Here is a 23856-nt window from a genome sequence, read left to right on the forward strand (position 1 = left end):
CGCAATTCTTTAAAATCCAGTTTCAAACTTGAAATAAGCACAAATCACCCCATATCAGAGCGATATCGATGCATTTGTAGGTCAACATGCTGTTTGAATCTCCTCGCGCATTTTTGCGCGCCCTGCCCCGTGTTCAGCAAGACGCAAACGGCATAGAAATCCTAGCCACAACCGCCCAATTTCGCACCCGCCTGCTGGAGCAGATAGCGCAAGCAAAGCAGCGTATTTATATCGCAGCGCTGTATTTGCAACATGATGAAGGCGGCGCCGAAATTTTAGCGGCTTTATACGCCGCCAAAGCACGCCAACCGTACTTAGATATTGCGATCTTAGTCGACTGGCACCGTGCACAGCGCGGCTTGATTGGTGCAGCGGCACAGTCGGGCAATGCGGGCTGGTATCAATCCGAAGCACAGCAGCAACAGCTCGAAGTTCCCATTTATGGCGTACCGGTACAAACACGCGAACTGCTCGGTGTATTGCACTTAAAAGGATTTGTCATTGACGATACGGTGATTTACAGTGGCGCGAGTTTAAACAATGTGTACTTACATATTGGTGAACGCTATCGCGCTGACCGCTACCACTTAATTCGCAATCAGATACTCGCCAACAGCATGGTGCAGTTTATTCAGGAAGCCTTGCTGAGCCAAACCGCAGTGCATCGACTTGATCGTCCCAGCATTCCTAGCACCAAAGATATTCGCGGCACAATACGCCTATGCCGCCAGCAACTCAAATCAGCACGTTACAAACTCGCAACGAATACCCCAACCCCTACAGGGCTGGCGATTACGCCACTGGTTGGCGTCGGTCAGCGCAACCCACTCAATCGCGTGATTGTAAAGTTGATCGCCGCAGCAGAGCGTAAGATCGTTATTTGCACGCCCTACTTCAATTTGCCGCGCAGCGTGACCAAAATCATTAAGCAGCAACTCAAAAAAGGCGTGCAAGTCGATATTATTGTTGGCGACAAAACTGCGAACGATTTTTTCATTCCCGCGAGCGAACCGTTCAAAACCATCGGCGCGCTGCCGTATTTATATGAAATGAATCTGCGCCGCTTTGCCAAGGCGCAGCAAACCGCCATCCACGCAGGACGACTGAATTTATTACTCTGGAATGATGTGGGCCACAGCTACCACCTCAAAGGGATTTGGATTGACGATGATTACCAATTACTCACCGGTAATAACCTCAACCCACGCGCGTTTAATCTGGATTTAGAAAATGCCTTGTTGATCCATGATCCACAGCAGCAGCTCGCCGCCAGCGCTCAAATTGAGCAAACACAAATCCGCCAACACACCCAGCGAATCACACACTTTGCAGAATTAGAAACGCTGGCCGATTATCCAGAAAAAGTCAAAAAACTACTGCGTCGACTTTCAAGAATTCGCGCCGATCGATTGCTGTCTCGCTTTTTATAACTAGATGTATATGCCTGTAGCCATTCATTAATAATAGCTACAGGGCGATACAACCTACATCTGCCTAAACTGTGCGGCATGACTGCGACTCAACGGCAGCGTCGTCGTTGAGTCTTTCAAGTAAATCGCCTGCCGACCAAGCAGGTCTTTTTCAATTCGATCAATCGCGGGCAAACACACAATATAACTGCGATGAATTTGCAAAAAACGCTGTGGATTAAGCTGTGGCAGCAGTTCTTTAAGCGAAGTACGAATCAAAAATCGCCCTTGCAGCGTGACAACTTCGGTGTATTTCTCAGTTGCCTGAAAATAACGCACTTCATCAATCGCAATCAAACGAGTGGTATCGCCCAAACTCGCAGTAAGCCATTGCAAATAACTGGGCGAATTCGAGGCAGTCAACTCACGATTTAGGCGTGGCCAATCAGCTTTAGGTGCGGCCTCGCGCTGCAAGCGTGCAATGCATTGTGCCAACCGTTCATCACTCACCGGTTTAAGTAAATAATCCACCGCACAAGCCTCAAACGCCGCCAAGGCGTATTCATCATACGCAGTGACAAAAATCACTCGCGTATTTCGCACATTTTCCGCCACTTGCAAGCCCGTCAAACCGGGCATCCGAATATCTAAAAACGCAAAATCAGGCTGCATTTGACTCAACAGCGACAACGCTTCTATGCCATTTTTGGCAACCGCAATAATTTCTAACGCTGGCCACACCGCGCGAATTCGTTCAGTCAGTGCGGCAATTAACAGCGGCTCATCATCAGCAATTAAGGCCGTCGGCATCTCGTTCAATCCATCTGTTCATAAGGAAAAATCAACTCGGCAATCACACCATGCGGCAAATTGGGCGATAGTACCAGCTCGGCATCCGTGCCATAGAGTTTACTCAAACGCGCCCTGATATTGGCCAAACCAATGCCAGAATCGGTTGAATGAGCAAGATTAAAACCCAAACCCGTATCCAACACGCGAATGCGCAGCTTTCCCCCATCCTGTTGCGCAGCAATCTCAACGCGCCCACCGGCAATCGCTGGCTCTATGCCGTGCTCCAACGCATTTTCAACCAAAGGTTGCAAAAGCAGCGGCGGCAATTTAGCTTGGAGCAGCTCATCAGGTACATGAATAGCGTACTGTAACCGCTCACCGAGACGAACAGACTGAATTGCCAATAAAGCGCTCACCAAATCAAGCTCTTCAGCCAGCGTGGTTGCCGCTTGCCGAGTGCGTTTCAAGCTGGCGCGCAAATAATCATTCAAATGATTGAGCATGGTTTGCGCCATCGCGGGATCGCTGGCGATCAAACTTTGTAAATTGGCCAAGGTATTAAACAAAAAATGCGGCTCAATCTGCGCTTGCAACATCGCTAATTGCGCGGCGGTTTCGGCTTGTTGCGCTTCGGCCAGAACACGGCGCTCGGACTCTAACTCAGCACGATATTTTTGCGCATGAAACAGCACAATAAAAAAAACGCTCGCGCAGCTCGCAAGCAGCACCGCAATCGCCACCCAACGCCAAGCCAGAGTAGGCCGATGCAATAAAATGGCCAGCACATCTGACGCCCCCAGCAATGCGCCCAATTTAAAACCAGCCAATAAGCTGATCGGCGTTGCCAAGGCCATTCGCCACGGCCAAGCCATTCTATCGCCAACCCACCACGAGAGCAGCACATTGCCACCCCAAATACAAAAACCGATGCTATTGGAAATAATCAAATTATCAACCAGCGAATCTTGCTCATCCACCAAGGTCAATAGCAACGCAATTACTGCGTTAACACCCAATAAAATGGGCAAATCAGCCCGCCAATTACAAAAAACCGTTTCATGCTGACGAATTGAATTCATTTTGGTTGTGGACTCAGAAAAAATATTTCACTAAAGCTTGCAGACTATGCTGCTGCGGCAATGCCCCATACACACTAGCCGCGCTCCCCTGCTGGTACTGCCACTGCAAAGCCAAATCAAGCCGCGGAAAATGATAACGCGCCTCCAGCCAGCTTTGCTGACTGTGATCGACTAAATCATGGCGAAACATCCAATTCAAGTCTAAATCTGCGACGAGCGCATCGTTCCAAGTCACAAAGGCAAACGCCGCATGTTGCGTTGGCATATCTTGCGCTGAAAACACATGTTTACGATAAGCCCAATACGCTGTAGGCTGCCGCCCAAGCGCCTGCCAGTCGACCTTACTTAATGCGGCACCATTGTATTGGTATTCCAAATTCACCGAAACATTAGCAGGAAACGTATACGTCGCTCCTGTAGCAAGGCGCGAATAAAACCGAGTTGGGTTATCGATTTGCTTCGATTGATTAAACAGCGAAGCACTTCGCCCACCACTATATTCGGCGTACACACTCAAAGCATCGCTAGCAAGCAACGATAAATTCAATCCCACTTGCGGCGACTGCCCTTGCTCACCAAACACAATCCACTGTGGTGCAAGGCCATCACTGATTTTTTGTGTTGCTGCAATTTGCCAGCGGTGCCGCGGATTACTTGCACCAAAGTCCAGCGCAAACGTAGCCGAATCGCGCTGATCACCGAGCTTTGGCGCAAATAGCGCAGTGATTGCGCCACTTTCCCACAGATACTGCCCCCGTATCATCCCTGCACCAAGTCGGTTTTCCCGCAAACTCGACGGCGCGATGGACACGACTGAGCGCAGCGCATCGACTTTAAAAAAATCACTTGGGTTGTAACCCATCGCGACGCCATTGCGCTGGTTGATGCGCCCCAAATCCAGCGCAGTAATGCTGGCCATTTGCCAACTCAAATACACTTCTTTTAAGGTATTCACCGTTTCGTGCTGATAATCTTGGCCATTCAGATCCAAGCGATTCGCCAAGTAAAAGCGCAACTCAGGCGCCAACGCCGTATCGACTTGCAAATCCAGAGACAACCTATCGATAGGTATACTTCCCTGATCATTATTTAAATTAACATTCCCATACATACCCTCTATAAATAAATTCCAGTCTCGCGGTTTCACCGTCGACGGCGCGGCACTATCTGCCAAATTGAGCGCATCCAGATCATCTGCGAAAACGGGCTGGTAGATTGCCCATGCGATGACCATTGCCAAGTAATTCACTCGCATCATTCCGCCTTAAATCGCGGTAAGAAATCACGCTGCAGCCAGCTTTCAGGCACATCGCGAAACGCAAAATCACTACTACGCAGCACCGTCACCCACTGCGGATCAAGACCATCAATAATCACCGTTTCCGTGGGGCGCTCTTGTCCTAATTGCTGATCAAATTTGCGGTAATACGCTGTTTTAAGCAGGCGATCGCTAGCCGAATAAAATTTGGCTTTAATCGGGCGGAAGCTCAAACGATCAACCCAATAATCAATCCGGTGATACGTTACCTCTGGATTTTTAGCGGTCAGTGTTAATAAATAGGCGGCGCGCGTTTTCTTTTCACCATCTTGAATCTCTTCTTCACTAGCCAACTGCGCGTGGTAATCCACCGCCAAGTTCACCGTCATCACATCACCATTAGCGGCCTGCCCCAAAAGCCGTTGCTGCGGTGAAATCCGAATGCTCGCCTTATTAGCTGGATCAAAAAACCACAGGTCATTGCCATTTTTCAGCATCAATTTGCCCGCATCGCGCTGTGGCGCAACAAAACGAATCAAATTGCGAAATTGCCCGCTTTGTTTATCCGCACGCGCGTAAATCGCCAGCGTCGAGGTATCGATTTGTTTGCCATTCCGATATTCAATCAGCGTACTAGTCAGCCCAAACGGTTGATCAGGATTACGGATCGCATCGCTAGCGCTCAAAATGCTTTGCGCATTGGGACTGGCAGCAAGCGCCTGCGCAGCGACCAAAAGCAGAAAATGACTGCAAAGTAGCATTATGAATTTATTCATCTGCGTGCTCCCGATTGCGACACGAATGCGGCCGGAGAAAATGGTTGATGCCGACAGCAATTAAAATCAACGGCCACCAAGTTGCCCAAAGCTGACCCAAACTGGGCCAAAACCCCAAGTTATGCGCCAAAAACATCAGACCCAAACCAATCAATACGAATGCCGGAAACAAATTTTTATGCATGATATTCACCCCAAATTCATCGATTAAACATGACGCAAAGCATCAACAATATTCATCTGCGCGGCACGCCGTGCTGGCCACCATGCCGACAGCGCCGCCACCAACATCAAACCCACCGCCGTACCAACAATCATCTTGGTTTCACCCCAAACCCGCACCGTCAGCGCAATAGGCTCTGAGTTGCCGGGCGGCATCCAAGTTAAACCCGCATGGTTAATCAAATATGCCAAACCCAAAGCCAATACCACACCCAGCGCAGCACCAATCAAGCCCAACACTAGCCCTTCGCACACAAACAAGCGGCGTATCCCATCGCGGCGCACGCCCATCGCCCGCAAAGTACCAATTTCGACGGTGCGTTCCATCACCGCCATGCTCATCGTGTTGCCAACGGTAAACAGTACAATTGCGCCAATCAAAATGGAGATAAAGCCAAAAATCGCACCAAACATGCCGGTAATCTGGCCATAACTTGGATTAAGCGTTTTAAAATCGTGTACTTCCAGATTTTCAGCTTTGAGTTCATTCGCCAGTAGTTGCTCAAGGCGTCGTTGCGCTGCAGCAATATCGGCAGTGCGTTTCAATTGCAGCACAATCGCCGTCGCTTGCGGTGCATCACCGCCATAAACCAATTTTTGCGCTTGCGCTAAATGCAGCAGTACAGAAATATCATCAAGCTCTTTGACGCCATGCAGCTCAGCTTTCACCACATCCAAACCCGCCACATTCGGCGCGCCGTGTACATTGGCAGCCAGCAGCTCAATCCGTGGAGACGCGTCGCTTTTATTGGCAGTTTGAATTTTGGCGTCTGTTTCTGCTTCCAGCGCTGATAAGTCGGTAATATCGTTAGGTGCGGCGGGGCCGGTCGGTTTCTCTGTGCTTTGTGGGCAATTTTTCACTTTCAACGGCTCACACAATTGCAGCACCCGCGCTACGCCCGTGCCAATCACAACGGCATTATCAGCAGAACCGGTCAGCGCCATTTGATACGGTTTTTGTGGGAAGCCATATTCATTCCACAAACGCATTTTATTTTGCTCTGCCACCACGACCCCATGACCTATCACCGTCCGTGATACACCAGCATTAAAGTTGCCAGCAATACCCCCCAAGCTGAGCGTTGGCGTTACGACATTGAGCAATGGTTTCAACACCGCGTCATTACGCACTAGCTCAACAATCTGGGCGTAGTTCTTCATTCCATACGCCGCCGGATTGCCGCTACCGTACAAAAAGTAATCTTTATGCTGAATCTGCAAATGGCCACTATCGCGCACAAAGCCCGTTTGCAAACCCAAATTAATATTGCCGCTGTAACCACCAAAAATCAGAATCGCTACCGCACCAATCACCATCGCCAACAGCGTTGTGAATGAACGACGACGGTTACGCAGCAAATTACGTAATGCTAAAGAGAACGTATTCATACCACCTCCGCACTGCGCTTGATTTCTGTAATCTGGCCATCACGAATCATCACGGCATCATCTGCCGCCGCCAGTACTTGTGGATCATGCGATGAAAAAACAAACGACACCGCCAATTCACGCTGCATTTGCCGCATCAGCGCAATAATCGCTGCACCAGTATGGCTATCTAAATTGGCAGTCGGCTCATCGGCTAGCACCAGCTGCGGCTGAGTCGCCAAAGCGCGCGCAATCGCCACGCGTTGCCGCTGCCCACCAGAAAGTTGCCCCGGTAGATGTTTGCTTTTTTCGCTCAAGCCCACTGCGTCGAGTAGTGCGCTAATGCGTTTTTTGCGCTCATTCGCGTTCACTTTGGCAAGCAACAAGGGATATTCGATATTTTCGTAAGCCGTCAATACCGGCAGTAAATTGAAGTTTTGGAAAATGAAACCAATATGCTGCAAGCGAAAATCAGCGAGGGCGTTATCGCTCAAGGCTTGCACCTTTTGCCCCGCAACGATGATTTCGCCACTATCGGGCAAATCAACGCAGCCGATTAAATTAAGCAGGGTCGTTTTACCGCTACCCGATGGACCTGACAGCACCGTAAAACGATTCGGAAAAATATCTAGATCGATATTGCCCAAGGCAGGCACATCGATACTATCGAGTTGGTAGCGCTTACTAACTTGGCGCAGAGAGACTGGCAACATGGCAAACTCTTTAAAAGAAGAATGCCTTTACTGTATGCCATACCAATAAAACGCATGGATTGCTGCGATAAGACGTTATTTTTTGGAGTGAAGTGCCTTTTTTGAGGATTAAATAGCAGCACGTGGATTGTTTTGGTCAGGCAATATGGATTTAATATTAGATTCTTACACGGTAAAAAAATGCATTTCTGCTGTCTTCTCTCCCCTTTGCCTCGGCTCCGCAGATATACACCATGATGACCCACCCATCGTCAGTGATTTACTCACTCCATCCGGCGTGCCGCTGCGGTGGTTGATGCACAAGAAATTTCAACTCAATTTATTTAAAGCAGATGGTTAAATAGAAGATCTGATACATCGCGGTGGCTGGGTGGGGACTATTTCGCTGAATCGCTCGACAACAAGCTGGCCACGAATTGATTCAACCCGGGCAGCTAGCACTGCCCCAATCGCTTGGGTAAGCACTGCCTCACAATATGATTATTTTAATGGATTGGGTCAGGATTATGGCCAAACATAGGCGGGGTATTAACACCTAGCCTTGACTGAATAATGCCTAGCCAGAAATACCCACTCAATGAGCTGCTTTTAATAAAACCTGAATTGAAACAAAACGAATGAAAGCGCACAATCTCAGGCGCGATCCAAAGGTCGACCAAGGCCAGATTGATGACTGAGGCGACCGTCGGCGCTATAGGCCATTTCTTGATTTTTTTGCTTAGACAACAAACTCATTAAATGGTGATTCGCCTCTTCATGGCACTTCACCAATTGCGCATTGCTGCGATTGAGCATTTCAGCTAATTTGGCTTGTTGTTGCAGTGCTTGCCATTGCAGCAAGGTCGTTGCATCAGACTGCAAAAACTCACTCACATCATTTGCAGTCAGTAAGTTGAATGTTTGCGCAATTTCGATACGCGCACGCGTGCTCACCTCAAGTTGCTGTAAAGCTTGTGCTTTTAACTCTAAAATCGGTGAAATTTGATCTAAGTGACGTGACACTAAAACTTCTTGTTCACGTTGCATCAATGCAACGAGCTGCTCCACCTCGAGCAGCTCAGTTTGAATTGCATTAGATAGTTCAGAAGATTGAGTCACAATCATTAACGCGCCAACAATTCTTTCACGCTAGAGAGCAGGCCATCGGCAATCTTCTCAGAATTAACACTGAAACGCCCCTCGGCAATCGCCTGACGAATTGCTGCGACTTTGTCTGCATCAAATGTAGATTCGCTTTTACCTGCGCCAGTCACATTAGACAGCTTCGCCGCCAACGGGTTGATACTCACGCTATCTTGCTCCGCCGCTTGTTCAGCTTTTGCGGCAGAACGCCCTTCAAGCGGTCGGGCAGAGACCGCGCCCAAGGCTTTGCCAGAGTTATCGATTTTCATGATTGCATCCTATGCCATTGAAATGGCGCCCATTCAATATATTCCTATTATGCCAACTATCGGCATAAGTTTGAAATTCTTTAGCAATTCAATTGTTTATCAGCAAATGCTAAAACACAAGCCCGTACCGCAAAACAACATTTAAAACCATGCACTACGCCGCACCGCAATCAATGCGTTATGCTGCAGCTTCTACCCTCGCGAAACGGAGTAAATTCAATGCAAGTTTTTCAAAGCCGATTTGGGCAAATTGAAGTCGATCCTGACACAATCATTCACTTTCCGCTCGGTATTCCGGGCTTTGAAGACTGCAAAAATTACAAACTACTGCATGAAGAAAGCCAAGACCCACAAGTACTCTGGCTGCAGTCTCTCGATGATAGCGCGGCGATGTTTACACTTATTGAAGCAGAGCGCCTCGGGCTTAACTATATGCTCACACTATCGGACGAAGAGTGTGATTTGATTGAGCTAAAAAATGCTGAAGACGCTAAATTATTTTTAATCTTATCTCGACCCGATGGCAGTCAAATCAGTGCGAACACCCGCGCACCACTAGTCATTAATTTACAAAGCCGCAAAGGCTTACAAAAACTCGACGTCAAAGCGGACATCGTTTTCCGAAACACTTAATTTTCGATTATTGACTCACCAAAATACACCGCACACCTCAGAGCATCTTGGAGTGCGGCGATGCTTGCTGTATGATTCGCCATTTTCGCGCCAGCCATACTGGCTGGCCGTGCGCGTGCGCTATTTTTCAGTGGCGCTTTTGGAGTATTGAAGCATGAAAACGACCTTCCTCGACTTCGAGCAATCAGTAGCTGAACTCGAAAACAAGATCGAAGAACTTCGCTATGTGCAAGATGATTCGGCTGTTGATATCTCAGTTGAAATTTCGCACCTAGAAAAAAAGAGCCAAGAGCTAACTAAGAATATCTACGCCAAACTCACGCCATGGCAGATTTCACAAGTGGCGCGCCATCCGCAGCGCCCGTACACCTACGATTACATCGCAGCTATTTTTACTGATTTTCAAGAATTACACGGCGACCGCGCTTTTGCCGATGACCTCGCGATTGTTGGCGGCTTAGCGCGTTTTAATGGACAAAGCGTAATGGTCATTGGCCACCAAAAAGGCCGTGATACCAAAGAAAAAATCTTGCGTAATTTCGGCATGCCTCGTCCAGAAGGTTATCGCAAAGCGTTGCGCCTGATGAAACTCGCCGAGAAATTCAATATTCCCGTGATTACTTTTGTCGACACACCAGGCGCTTACCCTGGCATTGGGGCAGAAGAGCGCGGTCAATCAGAAGCCATCGGTCGCAATCTATTTGAAATGGCAAAGCTACGCGTACCAACGATCTGCACCATCATTGGTGAAGGTGGCTCCGGTGGTGCATTGGCGATTGCCGTCGGCGATATTGTCCAAATGCTGCAATATTCCACGTATTCAGTCATTTCACCGGAAGGCTGCGCAAGTATTCTTTGGAAAACCGCAGAACGCGCAGCCGATGCAGCCGAAGCCCTCGGCATTACCGCAACTCGTCTCAAAACCTTGGGTTTAGTTGATAAAGTCATCAATGAACCGATCGGCGGAGCACATCGTGACCATCAGCAAATGATGGCAGCGATGAAAAAATCGATTGCTGACGGCCTGAAAAACCTACAAGCCAAGTCAATCGATCAACTGCTTGATGATCGCTTTGAACGTCTGATGGAATATGGCAAATTTAAAGAACAAGCCGCCGCTTAATGCGGCGCTAAATAGTGAAGCCTGGTCTAACGCACAGACCATTCTCACTCAGTTTTGTCGCAACGGGGGCCAACGCCCCCGTTTTCAATCACAGCCACCAGAACCATTGCGCCTTTGCGTTGGTTTTTCCGGTGGACTCGACTCAACCGTACTCCTGCACTGGTTATCCACACAACAAGCTGAGCTAGACTTTCAGCTCAGCGCAATCCATGTGCACCACGGATTATCGCCCAACGCTGACGCATGGGCTGAACACGCCAGCCAAATCGCCCAACAACTAGGCACCACATGCCAAATTGCGCATGTTTCGCTCACCAACTTACACGGGCAAGGCATTGAAGGCGGTGCCCGCAAAGCGCGCTATGCCGTTTTTGCCAAACAGCCCTGCGACGCCATTTTACTTGCCCATCATCAAAACGATCAAAGCGAAACCTTGCTGATTAATTTACTGCGCGGCAGCGGTCCTGCTGGCTTGGCGGCGATGCCGGTATCGCGACCACTCAATCCGCAAATAGACTTACTTCGCCCACTCTTGCAGCTCCCCCATACCGAGCTACTGCAATACGCTCAACTACATAAATTGAAATGGATAGAAGACGAAAGTAACAGCAACACCGACTTCAAACGCAATAAAATTCGCCACGAACTAGTACCTTTACTAGAGAGTATTAACCCCAAAGCAATATCAACCATAGCTCGCAGCGCAATACACCAATCCGATGCATCGACCATTTTGCTCGAACGCGCACAAGATGATCTGATTCATTGCAGCCAGCATGACGCGCTCATCTTGGCCGAACTTGAAAAGCTAAGCCCAGCCCGCCAGCGCAATCTATTGCACTACTGGCTGACCACCCACGGCCTCAACCTCGAATTACGCGCGTTTGACGAACTATTGCGCGTGGCATTTTCAGCGGCAGCAGACGCCTGCCCTGCACTGGTTTGGCGCAACACCGCGATTCGCCGCTATCGCGGCGCACTGCACATCACACGCGCCAGCCTAATTGCTGGCCCTGAGCAAAATCGGCAATTGAACGATGCGCCACATATTACTGACTGGTTTGGCACGCTGGAGTGGGTACAAGATGAACACGGCATTGCCGAGCATTTTTTGACCAATGGCTACCGCATCGCGGGTCGCTCTGGCGGCGAAAGCTTAAAACTTGCCCGTAATCGCCCCACTCGCTCGCTCAAGGCTCAATGCCAAGCATTAGGCATCGCACCGTGGCTACGCGAAACCACCCCGCTGATTTATATCAATCAACAATTCGCCGCGATGCCAGGCCTGGGCGTACACGCCGATTTTCAAGCAAGCGCGGATCAAATGGGCTGGCTGCCTATTTGGACGCCTAGCCCCCCCACTCAGGGTATAGACAGCTAAGCAAAATTAAACAATTCATTGAACAATATACCTGCAATAAAACGGAATTCATCATGGCAAAAAGCAGTAAAGATCCAGCCGTCCCCACGCACACCCCAATGATGGCGCAATATTTCTCGCTCAAAGCCGATCACACCGACAAATTAGTGTTTTATCGCATGGGTGATTTTTACGAATTGTTTTACGACGACGCCGTCAAAGCCGCTCGCCTACTCGATATTACGCTCACCACGCGCGGCAGCAGCGCCGGCGAGCCGATTAAAATGTGCGGCATTCCGTTTCACTCGCTCGAGCCGTATCTGGCCAAGCTCGTTAAACTCGGCGAGTCGATTGCGATTTGTGAGCAAGTTGGCGACCCTGCCACCAGCAAAGGGCCGGTAGAGCGCAAAGTCATGCGCGTGGTAACCCCCGGCACGTTGACGGATGCCGCGCTACTCGACGACAAACAAGAAAACCGATTATTAGCGATTCGCTTTATCAAAGGCAAAATCGGTATGGCGTGGCTCTCGCTCGCTTCGGGTGATTTTGCGCTAATGGATTCGGAAGTCGAAAAAATCGGATCAGAGCTTGAGCGACTGCGCCCCGCTGAAATCTTGGTGCCCGAAGGCACGGAACTCGCACTGCTCGATCAATTACGCATTCCGGTGCGCCGCATTTCAACGTGGCAATTTGAAAACGACAGCGCCAAACGCAATCTCACGCGCCATTTTTCAGTGCATGATTTGGCAGGCTTTGGCGTTGAAGACACGATGCTTGCGCTCGGAGCAGCAGGCGCTCTACTCGAATATGTACGCAGCACGCAAGGCGGCGCGCTACCTGCGCTGGCGGGTTTGCGCGTGGAAACCCAAAGTCAGTACATCGAACTCGATGCCGCAACACGACGCAATCTAGAGCTCACCGAGACTATCCGCGGCGAAGCTGCACCGACCTTATTTTCGCTACTTGATGATTGCGCCACCGGCATGGGCTCACGCCTGCTCGCGCATTGGTTACACCACCCACTGCGCAGCCACAGCAAAATTTTAGAGCGTCAAAACGCGATCACTACCTTGCTCGAACAAGGTAATAGCGAACAGTTGCAGCACAATTTGCGCGAAATCGCCGATATTGAGCGCATCGTATCGCGCATTGCATTGCGAAGCGCCCGCCCACGCGATTTGGCGAGTTTACGCAGCAGCTTATTAATTTTGCCCAATATTGCCGAGCAACTACCGCACAGCGGGCTATTTCGTGGACTGGCTGCGGCGCTGCAAGCAGAACCCGCTGTCGCAACTTTACTCAGCGCAGCAATTCAAACCGAACCCGGCGTCTTAATTCGTGAAGGCGGCGTCATTGCCGATGGCTTCTCGGCGGAACTGGACGAGCTGCGCAATATCCAAAGTAATTGCGGTGATTTTCTGACTGCACTCGAACAGCGCGAACGCGAACGCACCGGCATCGCCAACTTGCGGGTGGAGTATAATCGTGTAGCTGGCTTTTTTATTGAGATTACCAACTCATACCTCGACCAAGTACCCGATGATTACCGTCGTCGCCAAACGATGAAAAATGCCGAGCGCTATATCACACCAGAACTCAAAGCGTTTGAAGAAAAAGCACTCTCAGCGAATGAGCGCGCACTCGCCTTAGAAAAACAACTCTACGACGGGGTGATTGAATCACTGCAAGCGCATTTAGCGACGCTGCGTCTCGCTGGGCAAGCCGTAGCGACATTAGATGTATTAGTCTGCCTCACCCAACGTGCTCAGCTTGCAGCCTATACCCCTCCTACATTTTGCAATGAAGCCGTACTGAATATCGAAGCAGGTCGCCATCCAGTGGTTGAAGAGCAAATTGATGATTTCATTCCTAATAGCGCCGATTTTCACTTCGCCCGTAAATTACTTCTAATCACCGGCCCCAATATGGGCGGTAAATCAACGTATATGCGGCAGGTGGCGTTGATTGTGTTGCTGGCGCATATCGGCAGCTATGTACCCGCCCAAAGCGCCAAAATTGGTCGCATCGATCGTATTTTCACGCGAATTGGCGCGAGCGACGACTTAGCCGGTGGTCGCTCAACCTTTATGGTTGAAATGACCGAAACGGCAAATATCCTTAACAACGCCAATGAATACAGCTTGGTGCTAATGGACGAAGTCGGCCGCGGCACGTCAACGTTCGACGGTTTGGCGCTCGCTTGGTCCATCGCGCGTTCGCTGATCGAGAAAAATCGGAGCTACACGTTGTTTGCGACGCACTATTTCGAACTCACCCGACTCGCCCAAGACTACCCGCAAGTGAGTAACGTGCATTTGGATGCGGTGGAACACAAAGACCGAATTGTATTTTTACACGTAGTGCAAGACGGCCCTGCTTCGCAAAGCTACGGCATCGCCGTGGCAAGCCTAGCAGGCGTGCCACGCGACGTTGTGCGACTTGCCAAGCGAAAATTGCTAGACTTAGAACAAAACAGTCTATCAAATGGTCCGCAAGCCGATCTATTTGCTGCTAATAATTATGCAAATGAGATTGATACTGAAATTCATCCCGTTATTGAGGCGCTTGAAGCAGTCAACATTGATGAACTCAGCCCACGCGATGCGCTGCTACTCATTTATCGCTTACAAGAACTCATTTAGGAGCTATTGGCATTTGTTTTCCCGCCGCGCAAATGCGACCGTTAAACCTAACGCCGCTAGATCCTAATCAATAAATGTAAAATTTACCAAGCAAAAACACTGCAAAACATCTAGATTAAATCATCAAAATATTGCTGACTAAAGGAAATGACTGTGGCCACCGATACCACCCAACCGCACCGCGACAACCTTGGCACTGCATTGTTAGACGTAGCTCGTCTAAGCAACAATCCGGATGAATCAGCGGGAATTCAACTTTCTGATTTAAAAAACAGCGCCACCAGCGAGGTACGCCGATTTGGCGAAGATCTAGCCAGTCATTTGCTGGCTTATACCCAAATCAAAGTCCCACCCGCCTTTCAATTACAAAGCGCTGCGGAAGGCAAAATTCAAGTCGTCGGTGATCATCCCAACAAAGCCGCAATTGAAGCTTATTTAAACGAAAATACGCGGTTGCTCAAATGGTTTAAAGAATTAGAAGTTTTATTCGAAATCCAAAGAAAACTCGAGCTGGGTCCAGATAATGACGATATGTCGACCCAAGTTTTTAATTTTGGTTTAACCAGCTTGGGCGGTATTGCTTTTTTCACCTTAAAAACCAACCCGTCACACTGAAACCAGCCATATCACCGAAACAATAGCCGCGCGCAGCGGCTATTTGCATTTCTAAGCAGCGTCAAGCCAAAACAGTTATAATTAATGCTTATAGAACAAAGAAGAATACCCGATGAAAACAGTAAAAGCCCGCCGTCCGCAGCCCGCTATCCGTGAAGGCCGTGCAAGCGACCAACTCCGTAGCGCCAATAAGGCGGGCAGTCGTGGTAACGCCGTTGTAAAAAAAACGGCAGCGCAATCGATGCAATCCCCCACAAGCAAACTCGGCGCAGCAAAGAAAAAAGTCGTTTCTGCCAGTGAAGCCGCGCGTAATCGGGCGCAAAACCTACCCGACACCGGCCGCTCATCAACACCAGCGACAGGTACTCGCAAACGCGGCAACTCAACCGTTGGCATGAGCCGGATGATTGCCCAAGCGATTGCGAAAACGGCTGGCGCTCGCGAAGTTCAAGGGATTAAAACCGTCGACAAAACGGAAGCGACAACACAAACAAGCATCGTGCATCACAGCGACAAGGGACCTAAGAACGTCAAACGCGCCAAGCGAATGAAGCAGCGCCAAGGATCGCAACAAGAACTTGCATTCCAACAAATTCTGCGTGAAAAACGCCTTGCCAGCAGTGAAATCGATGAAGATCGCCTGCAAAAAGTACTGGCTTACTCCGGCCTAGGCTCACGCCGCGACATGGAAGAAATCATCGAAGCTGAGCGCGTAACGATAGGCGGAAAAATTGCCACACTCGGTAGCAAAGTTGCCCCAGGTGACGAAGTTCGGATTGACGGAAAACGCGTCGCCTTAAAATGGCCAGACCGCATGGCGCGTATCATCATGTACCACAAACAAGAAGGCGAACTCGTCAGCCGCGATGACCCTGAAGGCCGGGTCACCGTATTTGATCGCTTACGCCGCGTCCATTCAAGCAAATGGATTGCAATTGGCCGTTTAGACTTTAACACCAGCGGCTTATTGCTATTTACCACATCCGGCGAACTTGCTAACCGTATGACACACCCGAGCTTCCAAGTAGAACGTGAATACGCCGTTCGCGTCCACGGTCAACTGACGCCCGAGCAAATGAAAGAACTCACGCAAGGCGTGATGCTTGATGATGGCGAAGCGCACTTTACCCGCATCGAAGACCGCGGTGGAGAAGGCAGCAACCACTGGTATCACGTGATTATCAAAGAAGGCCGAAATCGTGAAGTGCGCCGGATGTTTGAGCACTTCAGCATCATGGTAAGCCGTCTTACTCGGGTGCGGTTTGGTATGTTTAGCCTACCGGGTCGCCTCAAACGAGGTGAGTTCTACGAATTGACTGAAACAGAAGTTTTAGCCGCAATGCGCTGGGCTGGCCTGACCATCATGGGACAAATCAAAGACTAAACGTATTGCCCGCTAGACTTTGATACAAAATACCTAGCGAGCAATACCCACCAAAACCATGCATAACAAACCTGACTCTCATTTTGATGATGAAGTGATTCCCGCCGACCTCATCATTCCTTCCGGCAGCAAAAATTACATCACACCACATGGCTGGCAGCGACTTAAAAACGAATTATTCCAACTCGTCAATAAAGAGCGACCAGAACTGACCGTAATGATTAATTGGGCGGCCAGCAATGGCGACCGTTCTGAAAACGCAGACTATCAATACGGCAAACGCCGTTTGCGTGAAATCGACCGACGAATTCATTTTCTAACTAAACGACTCGAAATTGCCGAGGTGGTTGACCCTTGTAGCCGCGAAATTACCGATCAAGTTTTTTTTAGCGGCACAGTCACGTTTGAACGAGACAATGGTGAACGCGAAACCGTTAGCATCGTCGGCGTTGATGAAACCAATGCGACACTCAATCACATCAGCTGGACCTCCCCCGTTGCTCGCGCCCTGCTAAAAGCGCGTGAAGGCGACGTGGTTTTACTGCGTACTCCCGCTGGAATACAAGAACTCGAAGTCATCGAAATCCAGTATTGCGAAATCATTACACCAACAGAATAAACGGGTAAAAAACCCAACAATCCTTAGCCAAGGCTGTCGAATCTTTGCCCTGCATTATCAGACTATTGTATTGTAGGGCTTATGAGCTTATTTCAATCTAAAACGGGCAGTTTTTATCGGCGAGTGCTGCGCAATATGGCTTTGCGCATCACACTGGCAGCGCTCGCAGTTTCTGCGATTAGTTATTACTACAGTTACACACGGCTACAAGAAGAAGCTCTGGCTAGTCTAGCCAAATATATTGATGCCCGAAGCCAAATTGAAAGTGAGCTTTTTCTCAATGCAGAAGATAATACGCGACTGATTCGCGATGAATTTATTCGCCGTTACACCTTAGCGCAAGGCGTCGACGCAGATACCGAATTCAATCAGTTATTACGTCAAGATAAAGATGGCATGTGGCGCATCAAGTATGAATACGATGATTTCGAACATCGCGCCACCGTCGCAATTTTGCCGACTACCAAGCTCACCCCCGAATTCAAACGCCAAGTCGTCCTCGGCTACCATCTGCTCTCGCAATATGGCCCTGCGTACTCAAATCGCTACTACGATACATTCATTGATTTAAATGTTTCAGACGCGAGCCTGATGTTCTTGCCACAACTCAACTATGCACGTAATGGCTCAGTGGCAGATTTTGCAGAGACGCTCGAACCCGAAATGCTCGCCACCCCTGCCGCCAATCCACAACGAACCAGTAAATGGAGTGGCATCTATTACGACAAGCAAGCGCTCGAATGGATGGTTTCAGTAGTTACGCCGATTGACTACCTCGGCAAATACATCGGCAGCGTTGGCCAAGATGTATTGCTATCTCAACTGATTGCCCGCACCAATACCGTTAATATCCCTGGTACCTATAATTTTATTGTCACTCGTGATGGCAATTTAATTTCCCATCCAAACTACATGCAGCAAATTCAAAGCAAGCAAGGCGCATTCAATATTGCGACATCGGATACGCCTCTCAAGGCTTTTTATACCGCCTTGATCAAAGCTCAACCGCTAGATCGTTTCGTTGAAAGCAGCGATGGCAACTATTGGCTCGGCATCGCCCCCATCAAAAGCACGAACTGGATGTTCGTAACGGTTTATCCAAAAAATCTACTGCAAATCAAAGCCGCAATTGCAGCCAGCATGGTGCTGTTTTTGGGCTTAATTGCACTGGCAATTGAATTAGGACTATTGGCTTGGGTACTCAAGACTGACGTCATTCGTCCGCTCAGCCGCCTCAAAAACGCCATTAAAGACCTAGCCGCTGGACGCAAGACCAAAGAACTTGATACACATCGCGATGATGAAATCGGTGAGCTCGCCCGCACTTTTGAAGAAATGGCGCATACAGTACAAACTCATCGCCATCATTTAGAAGACTTGGTCAGTGACCGAACGCAGGAACTTGCTACGCGCAACTTGCAACTGGAAGCTGCGAACGAAGCACTTAAATACCTGAATCACGAGAAAAACGAACTACTAACGATTGCTGCGCATGACCTTAAAAACCCAGTGGCCAGCATTCAAGGCATGTCGGTACTATTAAAAGCTCGCCTCAATGAATGGCCAACCGAGAAAGTTCAAGACCGCCTCAATGGAATTAATCAGCTGGCAGGACGCATACAAAACATTATCAGCAATCTAATTGATCATAATGCGCTAGAAACGGGATCAATTCGCCTTAATTTAGAAACCATTCAGATCGACAATTTAATTGAATTAGCAATCGCAGAATGGGAAGAGCGACTGAGAAATAAAAACCAAACATGCACTTTTACCCGCTCAGGGCTGAGCGTCATTGCTGATCGACAAGCCTTATGGCAAGTTTTGGACAATTTGATTTCAAATGCAGTCAAATACTCACCACACGAAAAAGAAATCACCCTGACCGTCACGCAACGTGATTGCGATATAGAAATCAGCGTTAAAGATCAAGGCCCGGGCATTGCGCCGCACGAAACCTCGATGCTATTCAAGAAATTTAGCCGCCTCTCTGCTCGACCAACGGGTGGAGAGCACACCACAGGATTAGGCTTATCTATTGCCAAGCGGCTAATTGAAGCAATGAATGGCCATATTCGCTGCGAAAGCCAATTTGGTCATGGCTCGACCTTTATTATTTCGCTCCCTCCAGCAGAAGCTAAAGACGCTGCTTCGGTCGTACTGTAAAATAAGCGTCGATTAAGACAATACAAAACCCTGCTTATAGCAGGGTTTATTACTGGAGTTCCCATGCGCCAATACCACGATTTACTACAACACGTGCTTGATCATGGTGTCGTCAAAGAAGATCGCACCGGCACCGGCACCGTATCGATTTTTGGTCATCAAATGCGTTTTAATTTGGCCGAAGGCTTCCCTTTAGTTACCACCAAAAAAACGCATTTAAAATCAATCATCAACGAATTGCTGTGGTTTTTACGTGGCGAAACCAATGTAAAATGGCTGCAAGAGCGCGGTGTCACCATTTGGGATGAATGGGCAGATGCTAACGGTGAGCTAGGCCCAGTCTATGGTTCGCAATGGCGCAGCTGGCCCACTCAGGACGGTCGCCACATCGATCAAATCAGCGAAGTCATTCAAACACTTAAAAACAACCCAGATTCACGCCGGATTATCGTTTCGGCGTGGAATGTAGGTGAAATTGAAAACATGGCACTGCCGCCCTGCCATGCGTTTTTCCAATTTTATGTAGCACCGGCACAGCCGGGTGAACTTGATCAACGCGGAAAACTATCTTGCCAACTTTATCAACGCAGCGCCGACTTATTCCTTGGTGTGCCATTTAATATTGCCTCGTACGCCACGCTAGTACTGATGTTGGCTCAAGTGTGTAATTTGCGAGCAGGTGATTTCGTATGGACAGGTGGCGACTGCCACATTTATAGCAATCATTTTGCGCAGGTCAAAGAGCAACTCAGTCGTGAACTACGGCCACTACCGACACTGAAGCTCAACCCAGAAAAAATGGATTTATTTTCATTCGAGTTTGAAGACTTTACCTTAGAAAACTACGACCCTCACCCTGCTATTAAAGCGCCCGTCGCAGTGTAAGCAAATTAGCACGCGTAATAAAAAGCCGGCGTTTGCCGGCTTTATTATTTATTAGGTATATCTACCTAGAGCTTCATAATCAAAGAACAGCAGAAGATACCCTTCGATTTAAATCCCTTTAACGAATGGATAATCAACAGCAGGCTTTCGCCCTGCAATCAAATCAGCAATCGCCTGCGCTGAGCCACAACATTCTGTCCAACCTAATGTGCCATGTCCCGTATTCAACCATAAGCTTGGATAACGAGTTTGACCAATATACGGTAAATTACCCGGAGTTGCCGGACGTAAACCAGTCCAAAACTCTGCCGCAGCATAATCCATGCCTTCTGGAAAAATCTGACTGGTTCGATCAATCAAAGCCTTGCAACGAATCGGGTTCAGATCCAAATTATACCCATTGAACTCCGCAGTTCCTGCCACGCGCAAGCGATCCCCTAGCCGCGAAAAAACCAATTTATAACCATCATCAGTCAAACTCACTGTGGGTGCATGCTGCGGATCAATCACAGGAATTGTCGCTGAGTAGCCTTTTGCCGGATAAATATCCAGCGTTATACCCAAGGGCTGCAAATGCAGTGGACTATAACTACCCAAACACACCACGATGGCATCCGCAGCAAGGCGCTCCACGCCTTCTGCAGCACTAGATACTCGAACGACTTTTACGTCATCCCCAACTTTTTCCAAAGCCTCGATTTGACAATCGTAGCGAAACTCAACCCCTAAAGCCACACATCGCTCAGCCAGTTGATTGGTAAATTCACGCGCGTCGCCAGACTCATCACTCGGCGTATAAGTCCCACCGACAATCGGATAGCGTGACTTCGCTAAAGCCGGTTCGATCGCCAAACACTCGCTCGCACTTTTCACCTGCCGGTCTAAACCGACATCGCGCATCAAGGCTGCAGCAGGAATGGCCGCAGCAAACTCAGCAGGATCGGTGTAATAGTGTAAAATCCCCTCGGTGCGCTGCTGATAAACCACCCCAGTCTTAGCCCGCAAATCCTGTAAAGTATCGCGACTATACAACCCCAAACGCACCAAATTTTGCAAATTAGCTTTTGCCTTGTCTTTCGTGCATTGCTGCAAAAAGCGCAAGCCCCAGCGCCATTGGTTCCAATCCATTTTCAAACGAAACAGCAAAGGCGCATCTTCCTCACCCAACCATTGCAAGGTCTTCCACGGTGCTTTAGGATTTGCCCAAGGCTCGGCATGACAAACAGACACTTGCCCCCCATTGGCGTAGCTCGTTTCACGCGCTGGCTCTTGGGCCCGTTCAATCACGGTCACAGAATGGCCTTCTTGCGCTAAAAACCACGCGCTAGTCACCCCAATCACCCCCGCGCCAAGAATAATAATCCGCATTTAACTGCCCTCCCAAGGCCATTATTATGCTGACATTATGCCTTGCAAATACGCGTATCGACTTCGGATTGTCGATTTTTAATGCGACAGATCAAACTCAATGTGTTGGATGAAAAAACAAAGCAATAAACAGCGGTGTGTAATCAGCGCACTATGTTTTAAACTGTACGCTGATGAAAGCTCAAATATAGAAAAGCATTAATGAAACTATCTCTTCGCTCTGCCGTTATTTTGGCCATTTTAATTGGACTTTGCCTCCCAGCCACGATTTTGGGCTACATCAGCCTGCAATACGAATTACAAACTACAAAAAATCAAATTAGCCGTGACCACCAACGTCTTAGTGATGTACTCGCACTCGGCATGCAAGAGCCGCTGTGGAATCTGTCTCCTGAATCAGGCCGGCCGCTGCTTGAATCTTTAATGAGCGACGATCGAATTGTGGGCATCACGATTAATGACAATAATCTCGGCGTATTTTTAGCAATTCAGCACCCTGAACGTGCATTAGGGAATGTTGCGGCGCTTTCACGCCCTGTGATCAAACAAGGCAATACGATAGGGATTGTTACAGTTAATTTTGCCGATGGCCTTAGCATACAAAACATCACAAAAAAACTACGAATTTATCTATTTGCGGTAGTAATCCAGGTCATCTTTAGCCTAGGCCTGATTATATTTTTGCTCAATTCGCGGGTACTACGCCCACTGGAAAAACTCACCGAACAATCACAACTTTTGGCCAAACGCCAACTTAACCAAGCTTTTATTTGGCAAAGAAATGATGAACTCGGTCAATTGGGCCATTCATTAGAATCAACCCGACAAGCGCTTCATCACTTGGTCAGCACTCTAGAACAAAAAAATGTGCAACTAGAAGCTGACTTAATCAGCCGCCAGCAAATTGAGTCGGCACTACGCGTCAGTCAAGACCGCTTCCGGCGCTTAGTAGAATCAACGCGCCTTATTCCATGGGACGCCCGCCCAGAAGAATGGCGCTTTACCTATGTGGGGCCACAAGCGGAGCATTTACTGGGATTTCCTATTTCAGTTTGGTACAGCGAAGCTTTTTTAAGTAATTATCTACACCCAGACGATAGACATTTAGCCTATCCATTGTTTGCTGAGCAAATTGCTGTTGGGCAAGCTCATGAATTTGAATGTCGCTTATTATCAGCTAATGGCAAAGAAGTTTGGGTTCATTTTTTGGCCACCGTGGGTAAAGACGAAAACAATCGAGCGCACTTACAAGGCTTTTTATTTGATATCAGTGCTCGCAAACAAAATGAACTGCAACTCGAACAATATCGTCACCATCTTGAAGACGTCGTAGAAAGTCGATCACGTGCACTGGTTGCAAGCAATCATGAGCTCGAAATACTCACAGGATCAATCACACAAGACCTTCGCTCACCACTCAAGACGATTGAAGGGTTTAGCCAAGTTCTATTAGACGATTACCGTGAAAAATTAGATGGTAATGCACGTAATTATCTACTACGGATTCGCAGCAGCGTTTTAGCAATGGCAAATCGGATCGAAGATCTTTTGATGCTGCATGATTTATCTCGGAGTGAACTACGCAGGGAAAACATCAATCTGAGCGCGATGGTGCACGACATCATAGAAGAAATCACACTACTTCAACCTGAACGTCATTTAGAACTGAACATCAAAGAGTCCGTTTACGCCAACGCCGACGCCCATTTAATCCGAATTGCCCTTTACAACCTACTTGAAAACGCATGGAAATTCGCCAAGCCAGACCAAGCTACCTACATTGAATTTGGCGATACAAAAATTAATGGCCAACAAGTCTTTTTTGTCTCCGACCACGGTATTGGATTTGCACCTGAGCAAGCAAAACGGCTTTTTACGCCATTTCTACGCCTACATGCGATTGAGCAACACAGCGGCAGCGGGATTGGCTTAACTGTAGCCCAGCGGATCATTAGCCGACACAGTGGCCATGTTTGGGCAAAATCAACACCAGGTGAAAATGCCACCTTTTACTTCACCCTGCCAAATGCATTACTCACTAATTGACGCTTGC

Annotated in this window: 21 protein-coding genes; 11 read left to right on the plus strand and 10 right to left on the minus strand. The window is 48.6% G+C overall.

The annotated features are described in order from the left end of the window. The first annotated feature begins 86 nt into the window (after positions 1-86). Positions 87-1430 (plus strand): CDP-diacylglycerol--serine O-phosphatidyltransferase, encoded by a 1344-nt coding sequence (pssA, locus tag GM173_RS04970; protein WP_203570200.1) that lies wholly within the window; start codon positions 87-89, stop codon positions 1428-1430. Positions 1431-1484: 54 nt separating this feature from the next. Here pssA and GM173_RS04975 read toward each other — a convergent pair whose 3' ends face one another. The 9 genes from GM173_RS04975 to flgM form a co-directional block, all read right to left on the minus strand. Continuing rightward, positions 1485-2219, minus strand: coding sequence for a LytR/AlgR family response regulator transcription factor (locus GM173_RS04975; RefSeq protein WP_203570201.1), 735 nt, complete (start codon positions 2217-2219; stop codon positions 1485-1487). A gap of 5 nt (positions 2220-2224) precedes the next feature. Beyond that, complete coding sequence (locus GM173_RS04980) at positions 2225-3280, minus strand: sensor histidine kinase (RefSeq protein ID WP_203570202.1); 1056 nt, start codon at positions 3278-3280, stop codon at positions 2225-2227. Between the two features lie 13 nt (positions 3281-3293). Further along, positions 3294-4535 carry a hypothetical protein gene (locus GM173_RS04985; RefSeq protein WP_203570203.1) on the minus strand — a complete coding sequence of 414 codons (1242 nt, stop codon included), beginning with the start codon at positions 4533-4535 and terminating at the stop codon, positions 3294-3296. Further along, positions 4535-5314, minus strand: a complete 780-nt coding sequence (locus GM173_RS04990) for an outer membrane lipoprotein-sorting protein (RefSeq protein WP_239078250.1) — start codon at positions 5312-5314, stop codon at positions 4535-4537. The genes GM173_RS04985 and GM173_RS04990 overlap by 1 nt, the downstream gene beginning before the upstream one ends. Then, positions 5307-5498: a LiaI-LiaF-like domain-containing protein gene (locus GM173_RS04995; protein ID WP_203570204.1), complete on the minus strand. Its 192-nt coding sequence runs from the start codon at positions 5496-5498 to the stop codon at positions 5307-5309. The genes GM173_RS04990 and GM173_RS04995 overlap by 8 nt, the downstream gene beginning before the upstream one ends. Positions 5499-5521: 23 nt before the next feature. Further along, the gene (locus GM173_RS05000) at positions 5522-6925 is read right to left on the minus strand and encodes an ABC transporter permease (RefSeq protein ID WP_203570205.1); all 1404 of its coding nucleotides are present in this window, start codon (positions 6923-6925) and stop codon (positions 5522-5524) included. Beyond that, positions 6922-7617, minus strand: coding sequence for an ABC transporter ATP-binding protein (locus tag GM173_RS05005; RefSeq protein WP_203570206.1), 696 nt, complete (start codon positions 7615-7617; stop codon positions 6922-6924). Before GM173_RS05005 ends, GM173_RS05000 begins: the two co-directional genes overlap by 4 nt. A gap of 633 nt (positions 7618-8250) precedes the next feature. After that, a complete protein-coding gene (locus tag GM173_RS05010) occupies positions 8251-8721 on the minus strand; it encodes a flagella synthesis protein FlgN (protein WP_203570207.1) in 471 nt (156 codons plus the stop codon). Then, positions 8721-9008, minus strand: a complete 288-nt coding sequence (flgM, locus tag GM173_RS05015; protein ID WP_203570208.1) for a flagellar biosynthesis anti-sigma factor FlgM — start codon at positions 9006-9008, stop codon at positions 8721-8723. The genes GM173_RS05010 and flgM overlap by 1 nt, the downstream gene beginning before the upstream one ends. A gap of 219 nt (positions 9009-9227) precedes the next feature. Between flgM and fliW the strand changes: the two genes are divergently transcribed. The 9 genes from fliW (at position 9228) to GM173_RS05060 (ending at position 20435) form a co-directional block, all read left to right on the plus strand. Then, positions 9228-9641 carry a flagellar assembly protein FliW gene (fliW, locus tag GM173_RS05020; protein ID WP_203570209.1) on the plus strand — a complete coding sequence of 138 codons (414 nt, stop codon included), beginning with the start codon at positions 9228-9230 and terminating at the stop codon, positions 9639-9641. Between the two features lie 154 nt (positions 9642-9795). Next, a complete protein-coding gene (locus tag GM173_RS05025) occupies positions 9796-10764 on the plus strand; it encodes an acetyl-CoA carboxylase carboxyltransferase subunit alpha (RefSeq protein WP_203570210.1) in 969 nt (322 codons plus the stop codon). After that, positions 10733-12145, plus strand: coding sequence for a tRNA lysidine(34) synthetase TilS (gene tilS / locus GM173_RS05030; RefSeq protein ID WP_203570211.1), 1413 nt, complete (start codon positions 10733-10735; stop codon positions 12143-12145). Before GM173_RS05025 ends, tilS begins: the two co-directional genes overlap by 32 nt. A 53-nt stretch (positions 12146-12198) precedes the next feature. Then, positions 12199-14766: a DNA mismatch repair protein MutS gene (gene mutS, locus GM173_RS05035; RefSeq protein ID WP_239078252.1), complete on the plus strand. Its 2568-nt coding sequence runs from the start codon at positions 12199-12201 to the stop codon at positions 14764-14766. A 153-nt stretch (positions 14767-14919) separates the two neighbouring features. Then, positions 14920-15381: a hypothetical protein gene (locus tag GM173_RS05040; protein WP_203570212.1), complete on the plus strand. Its 462-nt coding sequence runs from the start codon at positions 14920-14922 to the stop codon at positions 15379-15381. 112 nt (positions 15382-15493) lie between these two features. Further along, positions 15494-16765, plus strand: coding sequence for a pseudouridine synthase (locus GM173_RS05045; protein ID WP_239078254.1), 1272 nt, complete (start codon positions 15494-15496; stop codon positions 16763-16765). Positions 16766-16823: 58 nt separating this feature from the next. Beyond that, positions 16824-17384 carry a transcription elongation factor GreB gene (gene greB / locus GM173_RS05050; RefSeq protein ID WP_203570213.1) on the plus strand — a complete coding sequence of 187 codons (561 nt, stop codon included), beginning with the start codon at positions 16824-16826 and terminating at the stop codon, positions 17382-17384. 81 nt (positions 17385-17465) lie between these two features. Continuing rightward, on the plus strand, positions 17466-19550 hold the full coding sequence (locus tag GM173_RS05055) for an ATP-binding response regulator (RefSeq protein ID WP_203570214.1): 2085 nt from the start codon (positions 17466-17468) through the stop codon (positions 19548-19550). A gap of 63 nt (positions 19551-19613) precedes the next feature. After that, positions 19614-20435 carry a thymidylate synthase gene (locus GM173_RS05060; RefSeq protein ID WP_203570215.1) on the plus strand — a complete coding sequence of 274 codons (822 nt, stop codon included), beginning with the start codon at positions 19614-19616 and terminating at the stop codon, positions 20433-20435. A 108-nt stretch (positions 20436-20543) separates the two neighbouring features. Here GM173_RS05060 and GM173_RS05065 read toward each other — a convergent pair whose 3' ends face one another. Next, positions 20544-21803, minus strand: coding sequence for a D-amino acid dehydrogenase (locus GM173_RS05065; RefSeq protein WP_203570216.1), 1260 nt, complete (start codon positions 21801-21803; stop codon positions 20544-20546). Between the two features lie 201 nt (positions 21804-22004). Between GM173_RS05065 and GM173_RS05070 the strand changes: the two genes are divergently transcribed. Next, positions 22005-23849, plus strand: coding sequence for a sensor histidine kinase (locus tag GM173_RS05070; RefSeq protein ID WP_203570217.1), 1845 nt, complete (start codon positions 22005-22007; stop codon positions 23847-23849). Positions 23850-23856 lie beyond the last annotated feature (7 nt).

Origin of the sequence: Deefgea chitinilytica (assembly GCF_016881405.1) — a bacterium.
Lineage (GTDB): Bacteria > Pseudomonadota > Gammaproteobacteria > Burkholderiales > Chitinibacteraceae > Deefgea > Deefgea chitinilytica.